Source organism: Pseudonocardia xinjiangensis (genome assembly GCF_012911925.1).
In the GTDB taxonomy this organism is placed as follows: Bacteria; Actinomycetota; Actinomycetes; order Mycobacteriales; family Pseudonocardiaceae; genus Pseudonocardia; species Pseudonocardia xinjiangensis.
On sequence record NZ_JAAXKY010000012.1, the window covers coordinates 1 to 12589 of the forward strand.

Genomic DNA, 12589 nt, shown 5'->3' on the forward strand with positions numbered 1-12589 from the left:
GCCCGGCTCCGGCGTGCGCCGGGCCCAGCCGAAGCGCTCGGCGCCGCGGCGCAGGCACTCGGCGAGGTGTCGGGAGGAGAACGGCTCGCCGCTGACGGGGTCGGTGTCGGTGTCGTTGGCCAGCCGCTTCGCCACGTCGTCGACGGAGACACCGGAGTCCCGCGTGATCCCGCGCAGATCGAGGATGCACTCGTGGGCGACGTGGCCCTGCTCCCCCGCGTAGAGCACGGGGTAGTGCTCACTCAGGCGCTTCGCCACGTAGTTGGCGGCCAGGATGGCGGTGAGGGTCGCCTGCCGCAGCCCGTCGGTGCCCATCAGCCGGATGTAGGCCCACGAGATCGGCAGCACGCCCGGGCTGCCGTACGGAGCCGCGGACACCGCTCCCACGCCGCCCGGTCCCCCGCGTCCGGGCAGGAACGGGGCCAGGTGCTCGGCCACCGCCACCGGCCCGACCCCGGGGCCGCCGCCACCGTGCGGGATGCAGAAGGTCTTGTGCAGGTTGAGGTGGCTCACGTCGCCGCCGAACGCACCCGGCCGGGCCAGCCCGACCAGCGCGTTGAGGTTGGCGCCGTCGACGTAGACCTGGCCGCCCGCCGCGTGCACGGCGTCACACACCTCGCGGACCTTCGTCTCGAACACTCCGTGCGTGGACGGGTAGGTGATCATGAGGGCGGCCAGCGCCGGGCCGTGCTCGGCGATCTTGGCGTGCAGATCGTCGAGGTCGACGTCGCCGGTCGGCGAGGTGGCCACCACGACCACCCGCATCCCGGCCATCACCGCCGACGCCGCGTTGGTGCCGTGGGCGCTCGCCGGGATCAGGCACACGTCGCGGTGCTCCTCGCCCCGGCTGCGGTGGTAGGCCGCGATCGCGAGCAGGCCGGCGAACTCTCCCTGGCTGCCCGCGTTGGGCTGCAACGACACGGCCGCGTAGCCGGTGAGCTCCGCGAGCCAGCGCTCCAGGTCGGAGATCAGGGCCAGCGTGCCCTCGGCGTCGGCCTCGGGCGCGAACGGGTGCAGGTCGGCGAACGCGGGCCAGGAGATCGGCTCCATCTCGACCGCCGCGTTGAGCTTCATCGTGCACGACCCCAGCGGGATCATCGTGCGGTCCAGCGCCAGGTCGGCGTCGGCGAGGCGACGCAGCCAGCGCATCAGCGACGTCTCCGAGCGGTGCTCGTGGAACACCGGGTGCGTGAGGAACTCGGTGGTGCGGGCGAGGCCGGCCGGCAGGGCGTCCTCGGTGGCGGCATCGAGCGCCCCGGCGTCCCCGGAGACGCCGAACGCCCGCCAGACCGCCTCGAGGTGCGCCACGGTGGTCACCTCGGAGCACGCGATACCCACCGTGTCGGCGTCCACCCGGCGCACCGCGATCCCGGCGTCGTGTGCGGCGTCGGCCACCTGCTCGGCCCGCCCCGGCACGTGTGCCTGCACGGTGTCGAAGAACTCGCCGTGCAGCACCTCCACTCCCCCGGCCCGCAGGCCGGCCGCCAGCACGGCCGCCATCCGGTGGGCCCGCTGCGCGATCCGGCGCAGCCCCTCCGGCCCGTGGTAGACGGCGTAGCAGGCGGCGACGACGGCCAGCAGCACCTGCGCGGTGCAGATGTTCGAGGTGGCCTTCTCCCGGCGGATGTGCTGCTCACGGGTCTGCAACGCCAGGCGCAGCGCCGGGTTCCCGTCGGCGTCGCGGGACAGGCCCACGAGCCGGCCGGGCAGCTGCCGGGCGTGCTTCTGCTGCACCGACAGGTAGCCGGCGTGCGGGCCCCCGAAGCCGAGCGGCACCCCGAAGCGCTGGGTGGTGCCCACCGCGGCGTCGGCGCCCAGCTCCCCCGGCGGGGTGAGCAGGGTGAGGGCCAGCAGGTCGGCGGCCACCGCCACCAGCGCGCCGCGCTCGTGCGCCTCCGCGATCAGCGCCGACGGGTCGGTGACCGCGCCCGATGCGCCCGGGTAGGACAGCAGCAACCCGAACAGCTCACCCTCGGGCAACCCGGCGCCCAGGTCGGCCACCACGAGCTCGATACCGAGCGGCTCGGCGCGGGTGCGCAGCACCTCGATCGTCTGCGGCAGGGTGTCGGCGTCCACGACGAACCGCGGGGACGCGGCACGGCCGGCCCGGCGCAGCAGGGTCATCGCCTCGGCGGCCGCGGTGGCCTCGTCCAGCAGCGACGCCCCCGCCACCGGCAGCCCGGTGAGGTCCGCGACCGTGGTCTGGAACGTCAGCAGCGCCTCCAGCCGGCCCTGGCTGATCTCCGGCTGGTACGGCGTGTAGGCCGTGTACCAGGCCGGGTTCTCCAGCACGTGGCGGCGGATCACCGGGGGCGTGACGGTGCCCGAGTAGCCCAGCCCGATCATCGGGACGGTCACCGTGTTGCGTGCCGCGAGAGCGCGCAGCTCGGCGAGGACCTCGGTCTCCGACGCCGCAGCCGGCAGCGTGGAGGCGACGGTCTCCCGGTCGCGGATGCTGTCGGGCACCACCGCATCGGCGAGCGCGTCGAGCGAGTCGGCTCCGATCGTGGCGAGCATGGTGCCGAGCTCCGCGGCCCGCGGGCCGAGGTGCCGTTCGACAAAGGGGATGCCCCGCTCGAGGTCGGTCAGCGCGGGGCGGTCGTCGGTCACGGGGCCTCCGAAGTCAGGCGAATGGGCAGGCGACTGCTGCCCTCCCCCTCTGTCCCCGCCCGGGTACCCGGGCGCCTGAGAGATTCACCCCGTGCAGAGCGGGCTTTCCCCGTCGGCGGACGGGCACGCCCGTCGCTTTCCAGAGGCGTCTCGCCCGAGCGGTCCTGGATGCCTGAGAGATTCCGGGGAGGATTTGCTCCTTCGGCGCCCGTACGACGTGTCAGCTGCGACGACGTCCGGGACTCTCCCGCGCGGGTTCGGCGACTACCGCTCACATCGTAGCCCTCCCGGCCGAGCGATCCCCGGCGCGGCGCATGTCAGGTTCGTGTCCCTGCCGGAATTGCTGCCCGCAACGGGCCGAATACGTAGTTCTTCCGATGCGGCCGGGGAGGCTCGAACCTCAGACTGCCGGCATGACCACGACACCGCCCGCGGCTCCGACCACCGTCGCCTTCCACGTCCAGGCCGTGATCTCGTTCGGCGTCTCGCTCGTCGCGGTCGGTCTGGCCGTCGCCTACCTGCCGGCCGACCCGTGGGTCCGCGCGTTCCTCGCCCTCGCCGTGCTCTACGTGGTGACGTCCGCGTTCACGCTGGCGAAGTGCGTGCGCGACCGGCAGGAGAGCGCGGGTGTGATCAGCCGCGTGGACCAGGCGCGCCTCGACAGACTGCTCGCCGAACACGACCCGTTCAAGGTCGATGCGTGAGCCCCGACGGCGTCAGCTGATGGCGCGGCGGGCGCGGCGGCGGGACAGCTCGTCCTCAGGGCTCTCGTCGACGCTGCCGCCGTCGGCTCGTTCCACCGGGAAGTCCTTGATCGAGCCACTGATCTCCCGCATCGCGCCGCTGACGGCGATACCGAAGACGCCCTGCCCGCCCTGCAGGAGGTCGACGACCTCCTCGGGGGAGGAACACTCGTACACCGTGGTGCCGTCGCTGAACAGCGTGATGCCCGCGAGATCGCGGATGCCGCGGCGGCGCAGATGCTCGACGGCCACGCGGATGTTCTGCAGCGACACCCCGGCGTCCAGCAACCGCTTCACGACCTTCAGGACCAGCACGTCCTTGAAGGAGTACAGCCGCTGCGAACCCGAACCCGCCGCTCCACGGATGGAGGGGACGACAAGGCCGGTGCGGGCCCAGTAGTCGAGCTGCCGGTAGGTGATCCCCACGACCTGGCAGGCAGTGGGCCCACGGAAGCCGACGAGCTGATCCGGCATCCCGTCGAGGCCGGCTCCCAGCAAGGGATCGGGGAAGAGCTCGCCCTGTTCGGGCGAGCCGGACGGCGGGTTCTCCACCGAGCTCCTTCCGCCGGGGCCCGCAAGAGCGGGCCGTCACAGCCGACGGTAAGCGCGTGCGCGCGGCCGGTCAACGCGGCGCGCCGCCGCGGGTCACCCGGTGCTGGGCGTGTCGAGGCCGAATGGCCCCTCGGGCCTACGGCTGGGCGCCGCGGAAGTCCTCTGGCGAGATCGAGTCCAGGAACTCCCGGAACTTCTCGACCTCGTCCTCCTGCTCATCCGGGATGACCAGACCCGCCTCGGCGAGCACGCTCTCGTCGGCGTGGATCGGCACCCCGATCCGTAGTGCGAGCGCCACCGAGTCACTCGGCCGCGCCGACACCTTGATTCCACCGTCGAAGACGAGTTCGGCGTAGAACGTGCCTTCCTGGAGGTCGGTGATCCGCACCTGTTCCAGGCGACGCCCCAACCCCGTGATCACGTCCTTCAGCAGGTCGTGGGTGAGTGGTCGGGCGGGTTTGACCCCCTGCTGCTCCAGGGCGATCGCAGTGGCCTCCACCGAACCGATCCAGATCGGGAGGTACCGGTCGCCGCTGGTCTCCCGCAGCAGGAGGATCGGCTGGTTCGCGGGCAGTTCGACCCGGACGCCCACGACGCGCATCTCGCTCATGCGCTTCCCTCCTCCTGACGGTCCTGCAGTGTCGACGCTACACGGCGCACCCGGCCCGCGCCCGCCTCCGGACGGGCGGCGAGCCGTTGTCTTGGCGCCGGTTTCAGCCGGTTGCGCCGGACTCGCGCGGACCGGTGAGGAAGACCAGCCGGAACTTGCCGATCTGCACCTCGTCACCGTTGGCCAGCACGGCGGTGTCGACCGGCTCGCGGTTGACGTAGGTGCCGTTGAGGCTGCCCACGTCGACGACGACGAACTCGCCGGCATCGCTGCGGAACTCCGCGTGGCGCCGCGAGACCGTGACGTCGTCGAGGAAGATGTCGCTGTCGGGATGGCGGCCCGCGCTGGTGGACGGGCGGTCGAGGAGGAACCGCGACCCCGCGTTGGGCCCGCGCTTGACCACCAGCAGGGCAGAGCCCGCCGGAAGCGCGTCGACGCCGGAGACCGGCTGGTCCTGGGCGGGGGGCTCGACCTCGGAGAGGAAGTCCGCGCGGAAGACCGAGGTGGTCTCCGGGGAACGCTCCGGGGGTACGCCGGGCCCGTCGTTCGTGGTCACCTCGGGGTCTCCTCCTGCATGGATGTAGCTCGTCGTTCTGTGATGTGGCGGCCCCACGTGCCGTGGGTCCAACAAACCTACCGCGCGGCGGCGTCCGGTTCCGGGCCGGTCAGCTTCCGGTCAGCTCGCTGTACGCCGCGGCGTCGAGCAGGCCTTCCGGCGCCTCGGAGGCGTCGTCGGCGAGCCGGACGTCGATCATCCAGCCTGCCTGGTAGGGCCCACTGTTGATCAGCTCGGGGCTGTTCTCGAGGGACTCGTTGACGGCGACCACCGTGCCGGACACCGGAGCGTAGATGTCGGACACCGACTTGGTCGACTCGACCTCCCCCACCACCCCGCCGGCGGCCACGGAGTCACCGACGGACGGCAGCTGCACGAACACGACGTCGCCGAGCTGGGACTGGGCGTGGTCGGTGATGCCGATCCGGACCACCCCGTCCCCCAGGTCGCGCACCCATTCGTGAGCTTCGGTGTAGCGGAGGTCCTCGGGAATCACGCGACGACTCTAGTCCCCGCTCCTGGCCGCGCCCGCGACCCCCGGCGGCACCGCATCGGCGCGCATCGCCAGCACGAACTGGGCCAGGTACAGAGCGCCCGAGTACAGGTAGAGCGCGGTGCCCCAGATCGCGAAGGCGTACCCGAACGGCCGCGCCAGCTCGGCGTACCAGCCGGTGCCCTGGCCGAGCAGGAGCAGCGGGAACGCGTACAGCAACAGGAACGTGGCGCCCTTGCCGATGTAGGTGACGAGGTAGGGGCCGTAGCCACGGCGGCGCAGCACCGGCAGCGTGGCACCCAGCACCAGGTCGCGGCACACCAGCGCCGCAACGGCCCACCACGGCACGACGTCGCGGGCACCGAGCGCGACGAGCGCCGCGAGGATGTAGAGCCGGTCCACCGCCGGGTCGAGCAGTGCACCGAGTCGGCTGTACTGCCCGAGCAGCCGGGCGAGCTTGCCGTCGAGCCAGTCGGTGAACCCGCCGACCGCGAGCACGAGGATCGCCCACCCGTCGGCGCGCGGCACGAGGAGCAGGTAGAGGAACAGCGGCACCCCGGCCAGCCGCAGCACGCTGAGCAGGTTCGGGACCGTCACGATGCGGTCGGCCCGGGGCCGTGTGGTCGGCAGGTCGGGCACATCAGGAGCCTACTGGTGCACCCCCGGGGCCACCGGCGGGTGCACAGGAGGGCCGCCGCAGGCAGGATCGTCGCCATGGAAACGATGGCGCTGCGAGAAGCACAGGCCCCACTCAAGGCCCGCTACCGGGACGACCCGGACGCGGCGTTGATCACGCTGAAGGCCGAGGGCGAGCTCGACGGGACCGGCGTCGCCTGCCGGGTCCGCACCGCGACCGCGCTGGCCGAGGCCGGCCTGCACCCGGCCACCGGCGGGGACGGTTCCCAGCTGTGCTCCGGCGACATGCTGCTGGAGGCGCTGGTCGCCTGCGCAGGGGTCACGCTGCGCGCGGTCGCCACGTCGCTGGGGCTCGAGGTGAGCGGTGCGGTCCGCGCCGAGGGTGACCTCGACTTCCGCGGCACGCTGGGCGTCGACAAGGAGGCGCCGGTCGGTTTCCGCGACATCCGGCTGACCTTCGACCTCGACACGACCGCGGATGCCGACCAGGTCGCCACCCTCATGAAGCTGACGGAGCGGTACTGCGTGGTGCTGCAGACGCTGGTGTCCTCGCCCGCCACGTCGGTGGAGGTGCGGACCGGGGGGACCGACGGGACCGAGGTCCGGTGAACGGCGCCCACGCTCTGATCCGGTCCCTCGTGACCAGCGGGGTGGACGTCTGCTTCGCCAACCCCGGCACCTCGGAGATGCACTTCGTCGCGGCGCTGGACGGCGTGCCCGAGATGCGCGCCGTCCTCGTCCTGTTCGAGGGCGTCGCCACCGGGGCCGCCGACGGCTACGCCCGGATGGCCGAGCGGCCGGCGGCGACCCTGCTGCACCTGGGTCCCGGGCTGGGCAACGGCGTGGCCAACCTGCACAACGCCCGGCGGGCCGGCTCGCCGGTCGTGAACGTCATCGGCGACCACGCCACCTACCACGCGAAGTACGACGCCCCGCTGCAGTCCGACATCGGGGCCATCGCGGGCGCGGTGTCGGGATGGGTGCGGCACAGCGCGCTGACCTCCGAGGTCGGCGCCGACGCAGCGGCGGCGGTGGCCGCGGCCCGGGAGGGCCAGGTCGCCACCCTCGTCCTGCCTGCCGACGTCAGCTGGGAGCCGGACGGCGGCGTGGTCGCCGACCCGGTCCCCGCCGCGCCCCGGGCCGCGGCCGACCCGGACGCGGTGGGGGCCGCGGCCGCCGCGCTGCGCTCCGGCGAGCCGTGCATCCTGCTCGTGGGAGGCGACGCCACCAGCGCCGACGGCCTGGCCGCCGCCGACCGGATCGCCGCCGCGACCGGGGCGACGGTCCTAGCCGAGACGTTCCCGACGCGCCTGGAGCGCGGGGCGGGCGTCGCTCCGGTGGAGCGGGTGGCCTACCAGGTCGACATCGCTGTCCGCCAGCTCGCGGGAGCGCAGCATGTGGTGCTGGTGGGAGCCCGCTCCCCCGTGGGGTTCTTCGCCTACCCCGGCAAGCCGTCGGACCTGGTCCCCCCGGGCGCTCACGTGCACACCGTGGCCGCCAGGGAAGGAGCCGCCGCGGCCCTGGACGAGCTCGCGGACCTCGTGGCCCCGGGCACGACCGCGCGCGTGGCAGCGCTCGCGCGGCCCGAGCTGCCCACGGGTGCGCTCACCGTCGCGAGCGCCGCCGCCGTGGTGGGCGCGCTGCTGCCCGAGGGGGCCATCGTCGTCGACGAGGCGGTCACGTCCGGGTTCGGCCTGCCCGGCGACACCGCGGGCGCGCCCCGCCACGACTGGCTCACCCTTACCGGCGGGGCGATCGGATGGGGGCTGCCCGCGGCCACGGGTGCCGCCGTGGCCTGCCCGGACCGGCCGGTGTGGGCCCTGCAGGCCGACGGGAGCGCGATGTACACGATCTCCGCGCTGTGGACCCACGCCCGCGAGGGGCTCGACGTCACCACCGTGCTGTACAACAACAACGCCTACGCCATCCTGCGGGGCGAGCTGCAGCAGGTCGGGGCGGCCGGCTTCGTCCAGCACGACGGCAAACGCGCGAAGGCCCTTCTCGACCTCGGCGGACCCGACCTGGACTTCGTCTCGATCGCCCGTGGGATGGGCGTGCCGGGGGTGCGGGTGACCACGGCCGAGGAGATGGCCGACGCGCTGCGCCGGGCCTCCGCCGAGCCCGGACCGCACCTCGTGGAGGTGATGGTTCCGCCGCTGGTGGCGTGACAGCCCCGTTCGTCGCGGCTGATCGCCGCTTCGTCGCCCGGCCCCGTACCCGAGCGATCCGGACACCCGGTGCGCGGACGTAGAGTGTCGCCCACGTGACGCAGCGTTCTCCCGGCGAAGGGGTCGCGGCGTCCGGGTCCATGGCGGGCGGCACCGCAGGGATGCGTGATGACGAGAACGGTCGAGGAGCTGCGGTCCGTCGACCACGCCTGCGCCGTTCCGGTGAGCGACGAGCAGCTCTGGGAGATGACGGCCGCGTTCGTGGCCGCCGGGCTGGCCGCGGGCGAGCAGGTCGTGTACTTCGACGACGGCACCGTCGACGGCGTGCTCGAGCGGCTCGCCGACGACCGCGTGGCGGTGGCGGAGTCGCTCCACGACGGCAGCTTCGCCATCGTCTCGCCCGACACCACACGCGCCACGCTGCGCAGCCCCCCGCCGCAGGTGCAGGAGCTCATCTGCAGCACCGTCGACGGCGCGCTCGAGCGGGGATACACCGGTATCCGGGTCACGGGGCAGTTCAGCTACGGCCTGAGACGCGCGGGCGGGGCCTCCCTCCTGGAGTACGACACCGTCTTCGACGAGGTGGCCCGCGTCCGCCCGGCCCGGGTCCTGTGCCTCTACGACCGGCGCCGCTTCCCCGAGGGCGCGATCGAGGAGTTGCGCGCCCGGCACCACACCGAGCTCGTCGTGCCGGCGATCTACGACGACAACCTGCTGCGGATCACCAGCACCGGGGCCGGCACCGCGCGGCTGGCGGGCGAGGTCGACCACAGCAACCGCCCCCGCATCCGCAGGCTGCTCGAGACGGCGCTCGACCAGGCACTGCGGTCGCACGCCGGCCCCACCGACATCACTCTCGACCTGTCGTCGCTGCGGTTCCTCGACGTCGCGGGAGCCGTCAGCCTCGTGCACGCCGCCGAGGAGTTCCCGAGCTCCCACCGGCTCGTGCTCACCGGCGTGCGGCCGCGCGTGCTGCGCGTGCTGGACCGCTGCGGCGCACCGTTCGCCGCACAGCTCGTCGTGCAGTCCCGTCCCGAGTACGCGCCTTCGGAGGCCCGATGAGGATCGAGACCACCCGCTCGGCCGTCGGGGTCCGGCTCGAGCACGCAGCCGGGTACCACCGCTCGGACGCCGACCTGCTCGCCCAGCTCGTCGCGCTGGCCCGCGCGGGGTTGGAGCGCGGCGAACCGGTCGCGCTCGCGTTGCGTCCGCGCACGGAACGGGCACTGCACACCCAGTTGGGGGGAACGGCGGGGCTGATCCAGCTCAGCCACCCCGACGGCCCGGACGGCGCCTCCGGCCAGACCCTGGCCACCCGCAGGGCGCTGGAGCTGCGCGAGCTGACCTCCAGCACCGGGGGGCCCGTCACCGTCCTGGCGGAGCACACCGCCTCGCTCGACGGCGCCGACGGCAGCTTCTGGACGGAGCTGGACGCTGCCCTGAACGTGGCACTCGCGGATCTCCCCGTACGGATGACATGTTTCTACCCGGAGCTGCCCCTCCATCTCGAGATCCTCGACGGCGCCCGGCACAACCACCCGCTGCTGCTCGTCGACGGCAGGCTGGTGCACAACCCCCAGCACCGCTGCCCCCGCGACGTCCTCACGATGCGGCCCGCTCCCGCGCCTGCGCTGCTCGGGCCACCCGACCTGCGGATCACGTTCAGCGCATGGCAGCTGCACGAGGTGCGCACGGCCGTCGAGGAGGCCCTGCGGGCCGCAGGGTACGGCCGGTCCCGGGCAGAAGACCTGGTACTGGCCGTCAACGAGGTGGCCACCAACGCCGTCGAGCACGGTGCGTCCGAGGCCGAGCTCGCGATCTGGACCAGCAGCGGCAGCGGGGTGGTGTGCGAGATCCACGACAGGGGCGTGCTCGCCGATCCGCTGCCCGGACTGCAGGCCCCGCACCCCTCCGACCCCCGCGGCCGCGGGGTGTGGATCGCCCGTCAGCTGTGCGACACGCTCCATGTGTGGGCCGACCGCTGGGGCACCCACGTCCGCATGCAGGCCGCCCCGTGACGTAAGATCGGGTTCGGCGCGTCACCCGCATGGCCCGCGCCCGGCCGTGAGTGTGACGAATATGCCCCTTGGCAACAGGCCCGGTCGGGAGAACACTCCATCGCGGGCTCGTGCGCCATCGGGACGCCGACAGGCCACATGCGTAGCACCAGCTTCGGGCACAACCATAGTCAGCACCACATTCGGGCACCATCACATTTGGGACCACCATGTCTGACGACCAGCGACGATCTCGCATGATGCAGGCTCACTCCGGTTGCCGGCGCCGGGTCACTGTGCTCGGCTCCTTCACCTTGACCACCGACGGCGCCACCGTGCCGCTCGGGGTGGACTCCCGCAGACTCGTCGCGTACCTCGCCGTGCATCCCCGGCCGCAGGAGCGCTCGAGCCTCGCCGCCGACCTGTGGCCCGGCGTTCCCGCCGGCGCGGCGGCGCGCATGCTGGCCGACGCCGTAGCCGCCGTGGACGTACCGGAGCTGTTCGCCGAGGACGACGACGAGACCGCGCCGATGGCGCTGGCCGCCGACGTCGAGGTCGACCTCGCCGACGCGATGGGGCTCGTGCGCGCGATGCCCGAGATCCCCACCAACCACGACCCGGACATCGCGCTGCTGTCGGCCGACATCCTGCCGGGCTGGACGGCCCCGTGGATCGCCGTGGAGCGGGAGCGGTTCCGCCAGCTGCGGCTCCACGCGATCGAGGAGCGAAGCCTGCGGCTGTCGTCTGCCGGCCGTTTCGACGAGGCCGTGACGATGGCGCAGACCGCCGTGCAGACCGCGCCGAGCCGGGAGAGCGCCCGCCGCGCCCTCATCGAGGCCCACCTGGCCCAGGGCAACATCGCCGCCGCCGTCGCCGAGTACGACGACTACCAGGAGCTGCTGCGGTCGAGCGTCGGTGGCCCCGCTCCGTCCGGGCTGGAGGCGCTGTTCCCGCCGTCGCCCGCGTGGCCGGTGCTGCGGGCACGTCGTCCGATGCCGCGCTCCGCCGTGCAGCTGCCGGGCCTGCGCTCCGTCCGCGGGGCCGCAGCCCCCGGCTCGCGCCGCCTGGTCGCCGGTGGTTCGGTCCCGGGCACCTCGACGCGCTGAGCGTCGGCGGGTCTAACCCGTCGCGGAGTGCTGCAAGCGGTCCAGGGGAATCTCGAAGCACACGCGGGTCCCCTGGCCCGACATCGACACCTGCATCCGTCGTGACAGCTCCCGGATGAGGGCGAGCCCGCGACCCCGGTGTCCCGGGTCCACCGGCACCGGTCGCCACCGGCCGTGGTCGGTCACCGTCACCGCCACCACCGGTCGCGACGGGCTCCCGTCGAGCTCCAGCTCCACCTCCACGGTGGCGCCCGCATCGGCATCCGGGCGGGAGGCGTCGGCGCCGTAGGCGTGCTCCACACCGTTCGCCACCGCTTCCCCGACGGCGAGCTGCAGGTCGACCACCGTGTGGGCGGGGAGGCGGTTGCCGCCTGCCCACGCGGAGATCCGTCTGCGGATGACGCTCAGCTCGGTTGCGCGCGCGTGGTGCCGCAGCCGCAGCCTGCGGTCCGACCGCTGCCCACCCAGGTACGTGATCGCTCCGTCGTCCACCACGCAGACAGTGGTGCCCGGCGCAGCAAGGTCCAAACCGTGTCGCCGGGGCACCGATCGGGTACTCGCCGTCCATGCATGGTTCCTCCGAGCCCGACGTGGCCGCCGACCCGAACCTCGCGCGCACCCGCGAGACCGGTGGGGTGGACCCCGATCGCAAGAAGCACCCCGACGACTCCGGAGCCGACCCGGACGGCGGCAGCACGACCGGTACCGACGAGAACGAGGAGTTCGTCGGCCGCGTCAGTGGGCAGGATGCGGGTTACGCCGGGGAGACCGGCGCCGAGGCCCGTGCCGCGGGGTCGGAATGAAGCGCGACGGAAACGAGCTGACCGGCCTCGCGAAGCTCGCCTACAAGCCGATCGGCCTGATCTTCGGGATGATCGGGGGCCTGGTGGCGGGGCAGGTCTTCGCACTGGTGTGGAAGAAGCTGTCGAACGAGGACGAGACACCGCAGCCGCTGTCGAACGACTACAGCACCCGAGAGGTGCTGCTCGCCGCCACGCTGCAGGGCGCGATCTTCGGTCTGATCAAGACTGCGGTGGACCGGTACGGGATGAAGGGCGTGCGGCGCTTCCTGGACGCGCCGCGGGCACCGGTCCGTAGTCGAACGGAGGTGTGAGGGA

15 protein-coding genes and 1 riboswitch are annotated in these 12589 nt (G+C 73.1%); of the genes, 8 read left to right on the top strand and 7 right to left on the bottom strand.

Annotation, left to right across the window (positions count from 1 at the left end):
• The coding region (gene gcvP / locus HF577_RS06150) for an aminomethyl-transferring glycine dehydrogenase (RefSeq protein ID WP_169394760.1) at positions 1-2610 on the bottom strand (2610 nt) is incomplete at its 3' end.
• 149 nt (positions 2611-2759) lie between these two features.
• A riboswitch (glycine riboswitch) is annotated at positions 2760-2870 on the bottom strand.
• A 153-nt stretch (positions 2871-3023) separates the two neighbouring features.
• On the opposite strand from gcvP, the gene HF577_RS06155 reads away from it, so the two are divergent.
• Complete coding sequence (locus HF577_RS06155; RefSeq protein ID WP_169394761.1) at positions 3024-3314, top strand: YiaA/YiaB family inner membrane protein; 291 nt, start codon at positions 3024-3026, stop codon at positions 3312-3314.
• A gap of 12 nt (positions 3315-3326) precedes the next feature.
• On the opposite strand, the gene HF577_RS06160 is transcribed toward HF577_RS06155, so the two are convergent.
• The 5 genes from HF577_RS06160 to HF577_RS06180 form a co-directional block, all read right to left on the bottom strand.
• Positions 3327-3905, bottom strand: coding sequence for a MerR family transcriptional regulator (locus HF577_RS06160; protein WP_169394762.1), 579 nt, complete (start codon positions 3903-3905; stop codon positions 3327-3329).
• 136 nt (positions 3906-4041) lie between these two features.
• Positions 4042-4515: a bifunctional nuclease family protein gene (locus tag HF577_RS06165; RefSeq protein WP_169394763.1), complete on the bottom strand. Its 474-nt coding sequence runs from the start codon at positions 4513-4515 to the stop codon at positions 4042-4044.
• 103 nt (positions 4516-4618) lie between these two features.
• Entirely contained in the window at positions 4619-5071 is a 453-nt protein-coding gene (gene garA / locus HF577_RS06170) for a glycogen accumulation regulator GarA (protein ID WP_169394764.1), read from the bottom strand.
• 109 nt (positions 5072-5180) lie between these two features.
• Entirely contained in the window at positions 5181-5567 is a 387-nt protein-coding gene (gcvH, locus tag HF577_RS06175) for a glycine cleavage system protein GcvH (protein WP_169394765.1), read from the bottom strand.
• Positions 5568-5576: 9 nt separating this feature from the next.
• Complete coding sequence (locus HF577_RS06180; protein ID WP_169394766.1) at positions 5577-6203, bottom strand: CDP-alcohol phosphatidyltransferase family protein; 627 nt, start codon at positions 6201-6203, stop codon at positions 5577-5579.
• Positions 6204-6278: 75 nt separating this feature from the next.
• On the opposite strand from HF577_RS06180, the gene HF577_RS06185 reads away from it, so the two are divergent.
• The 5 genes from HF577_RS06185 (at position 6279) to HF577_RS06205 (ending at position 11471) form a co-directional block, all read left to right on the top strand.
• Positions 6279-6809, top strand: coding sequence for an OsmC family protein (locus tag HF577_RS06185; protein ID WP_169394767.1), 531 nt, complete (start codon positions 6279-6281; stop codon positions 6807-6809).
• Positions 6806-8368: an acetolactate synthase large subunit gene (locus HF577_RS06190; RefSeq protein WP_169394768.1), complete on the top strand. Its 1563-nt coding sequence runs from the start codon at positions 6806-6808 to the stop codon at positions 8366-8368. The genes HF577_RS06185 and HF577_RS06190 overlap by 4 nt, the downstream gene beginning before the upstream one ends.
• Before the next feature lie 168 nt (positions 8369-8536).
• Positions 8537-9430 carry an MEDS domain-containing protein gene (locus HF577_RS06195; RefSeq protein WP_169394769.1) on the top strand — a complete coding sequence of 298 codons (894 nt, stop codon included), beginning with the start codon at positions 8537-8539 and terminating at the stop codon, positions 9428-9430.
• Positions 9427-10386: an ATP-binding protein gene (locus HF577_RS06200; protein ID WP_169394770.1), complete on the top strand. Its 960-nt coding sequence runs from the start codon at positions 9427-9429 to the stop codon at positions 10384-10386. The genes HF577_RS06195 and HF577_RS06200 overlap by 4 nt, the downstream gene beginning before the upstream one ends.
• 236 nt (positions 10387-10622) lie before the next feature.
• Positions 10623-11471, top strand: a complete 849-nt coding sequence (locus tag HF577_RS06205) for an AfsR/SARP family transcriptional regulator (protein WP_169394771.1) — start codon at positions 10623-10625, stop codon at positions 11469-11471.
• 12 nt (positions 11472-11483) lie between these two features.
• Here the strand turns inward: HF577_RS06205 and HF577_RS06210 are convergent, their stop codons facing one another.
• A complete protein-coding gene (locus HF577_RS06210; protein WP_312858969.1) occupies positions 11484-11963 on the bottom strand; it encodes an ATP-binding protein in 480 nt (159 codons plus the stop codon).
• A 74-nt stretch (positions 11964-12037) separates the two neighbouring features.
• On the opposite strand from HF577_RS06210, the gene HF577_RS06215 reads away from it, so the two are divergent.
• Together HF577_RS06215 and HF577_RS06220 are read left to right on the top strand one after the other, a co-directional pair.
• Positions 12038-12274 (top strand): hypothetical protein, encoded by a 237-nt coding sequence (locus HF577_RS06215; RefSeq protein WP_169394773.1) that lies wholly within the window; start codon positions 12038-12040, stop codon positions 12272-12274.
• Positions 12271-12585: a DUF4235 domain-containing protein gene (locus tag HF577_RS06220; RefSeq protein ID WP_169394774.1), complete on the top strand. Its 315-nt coding sequence runs from the start codon at positions 12271-12273 to the stop codon at positions 12583-12585. Before HF577_RS06215 ends, HF577_RS06220 begins: the two co-directional genes overlap by 4 nt.
• Positions 12586-12589 lie beyond the last annotated feature (4 nt).

Excerpts from the sequence above, each read along its gene's own strand:
- HF577_RS06195 (WP_169394769.1), top strand. The coding sequence starts at position 8,537 with ATGACGAGAACGGTCGAGGAGCTGCGGTCCGTCGACCACGCCTGCGCC.
- HF577_RS06205 (WP_169394771.1), top strand. The coding sequence starts at position 10,623 with ATGATGCAGGCTCACTCCGGTTGCCGGCGCCGGGTCACTGTGCTCGGC.
- HF577_RS06200 (WP_169394770.1), top strand. The coding sequence starts at position 9,427 with ATGAGGATCGAGACCACCCGCTCGGCCGTCGGGGTCCGGCTCGAGCAC.
- HF577_RS06165 (WP_169394763.1), bottom strand. The coding sequence starts at position 4,515 with ATGAGCGAGATGCGCGTCGTGGGCGTCCGGGTCGAACTGCCCGCGAAC.
- HF577_RS06220 (WP_169394774.1), top strand. The coding sequence starts at position 12,271 with ATGAAGCGCGACGGAAACGAGCTGACCGGCCTCGCGAAGCTCGCCTAC.
- HF577_RS06155 (WP_169394761.1), top strand. The coding sequence starts at position 3,024 with ATGACCACGACACCGCCCGCGGCTCCGACCACCGTCGCCTTCCACGTC.
- HF577_RS06215 (WP_169394773.1), top strand. The coding sequence starts at position 12,038 with ATGCATGGTTCCTCCGAGCCCGACGTGGCCGCCGACCCGAACCTCGCG.
- HF577_RS06185 (WP_169394767.1), top strand. The coding sequence starts at position 6,279 with ATGGAAACGATGGCGCTGCGAGAAGCACAGGCCCCACTCAAGGCCCGC.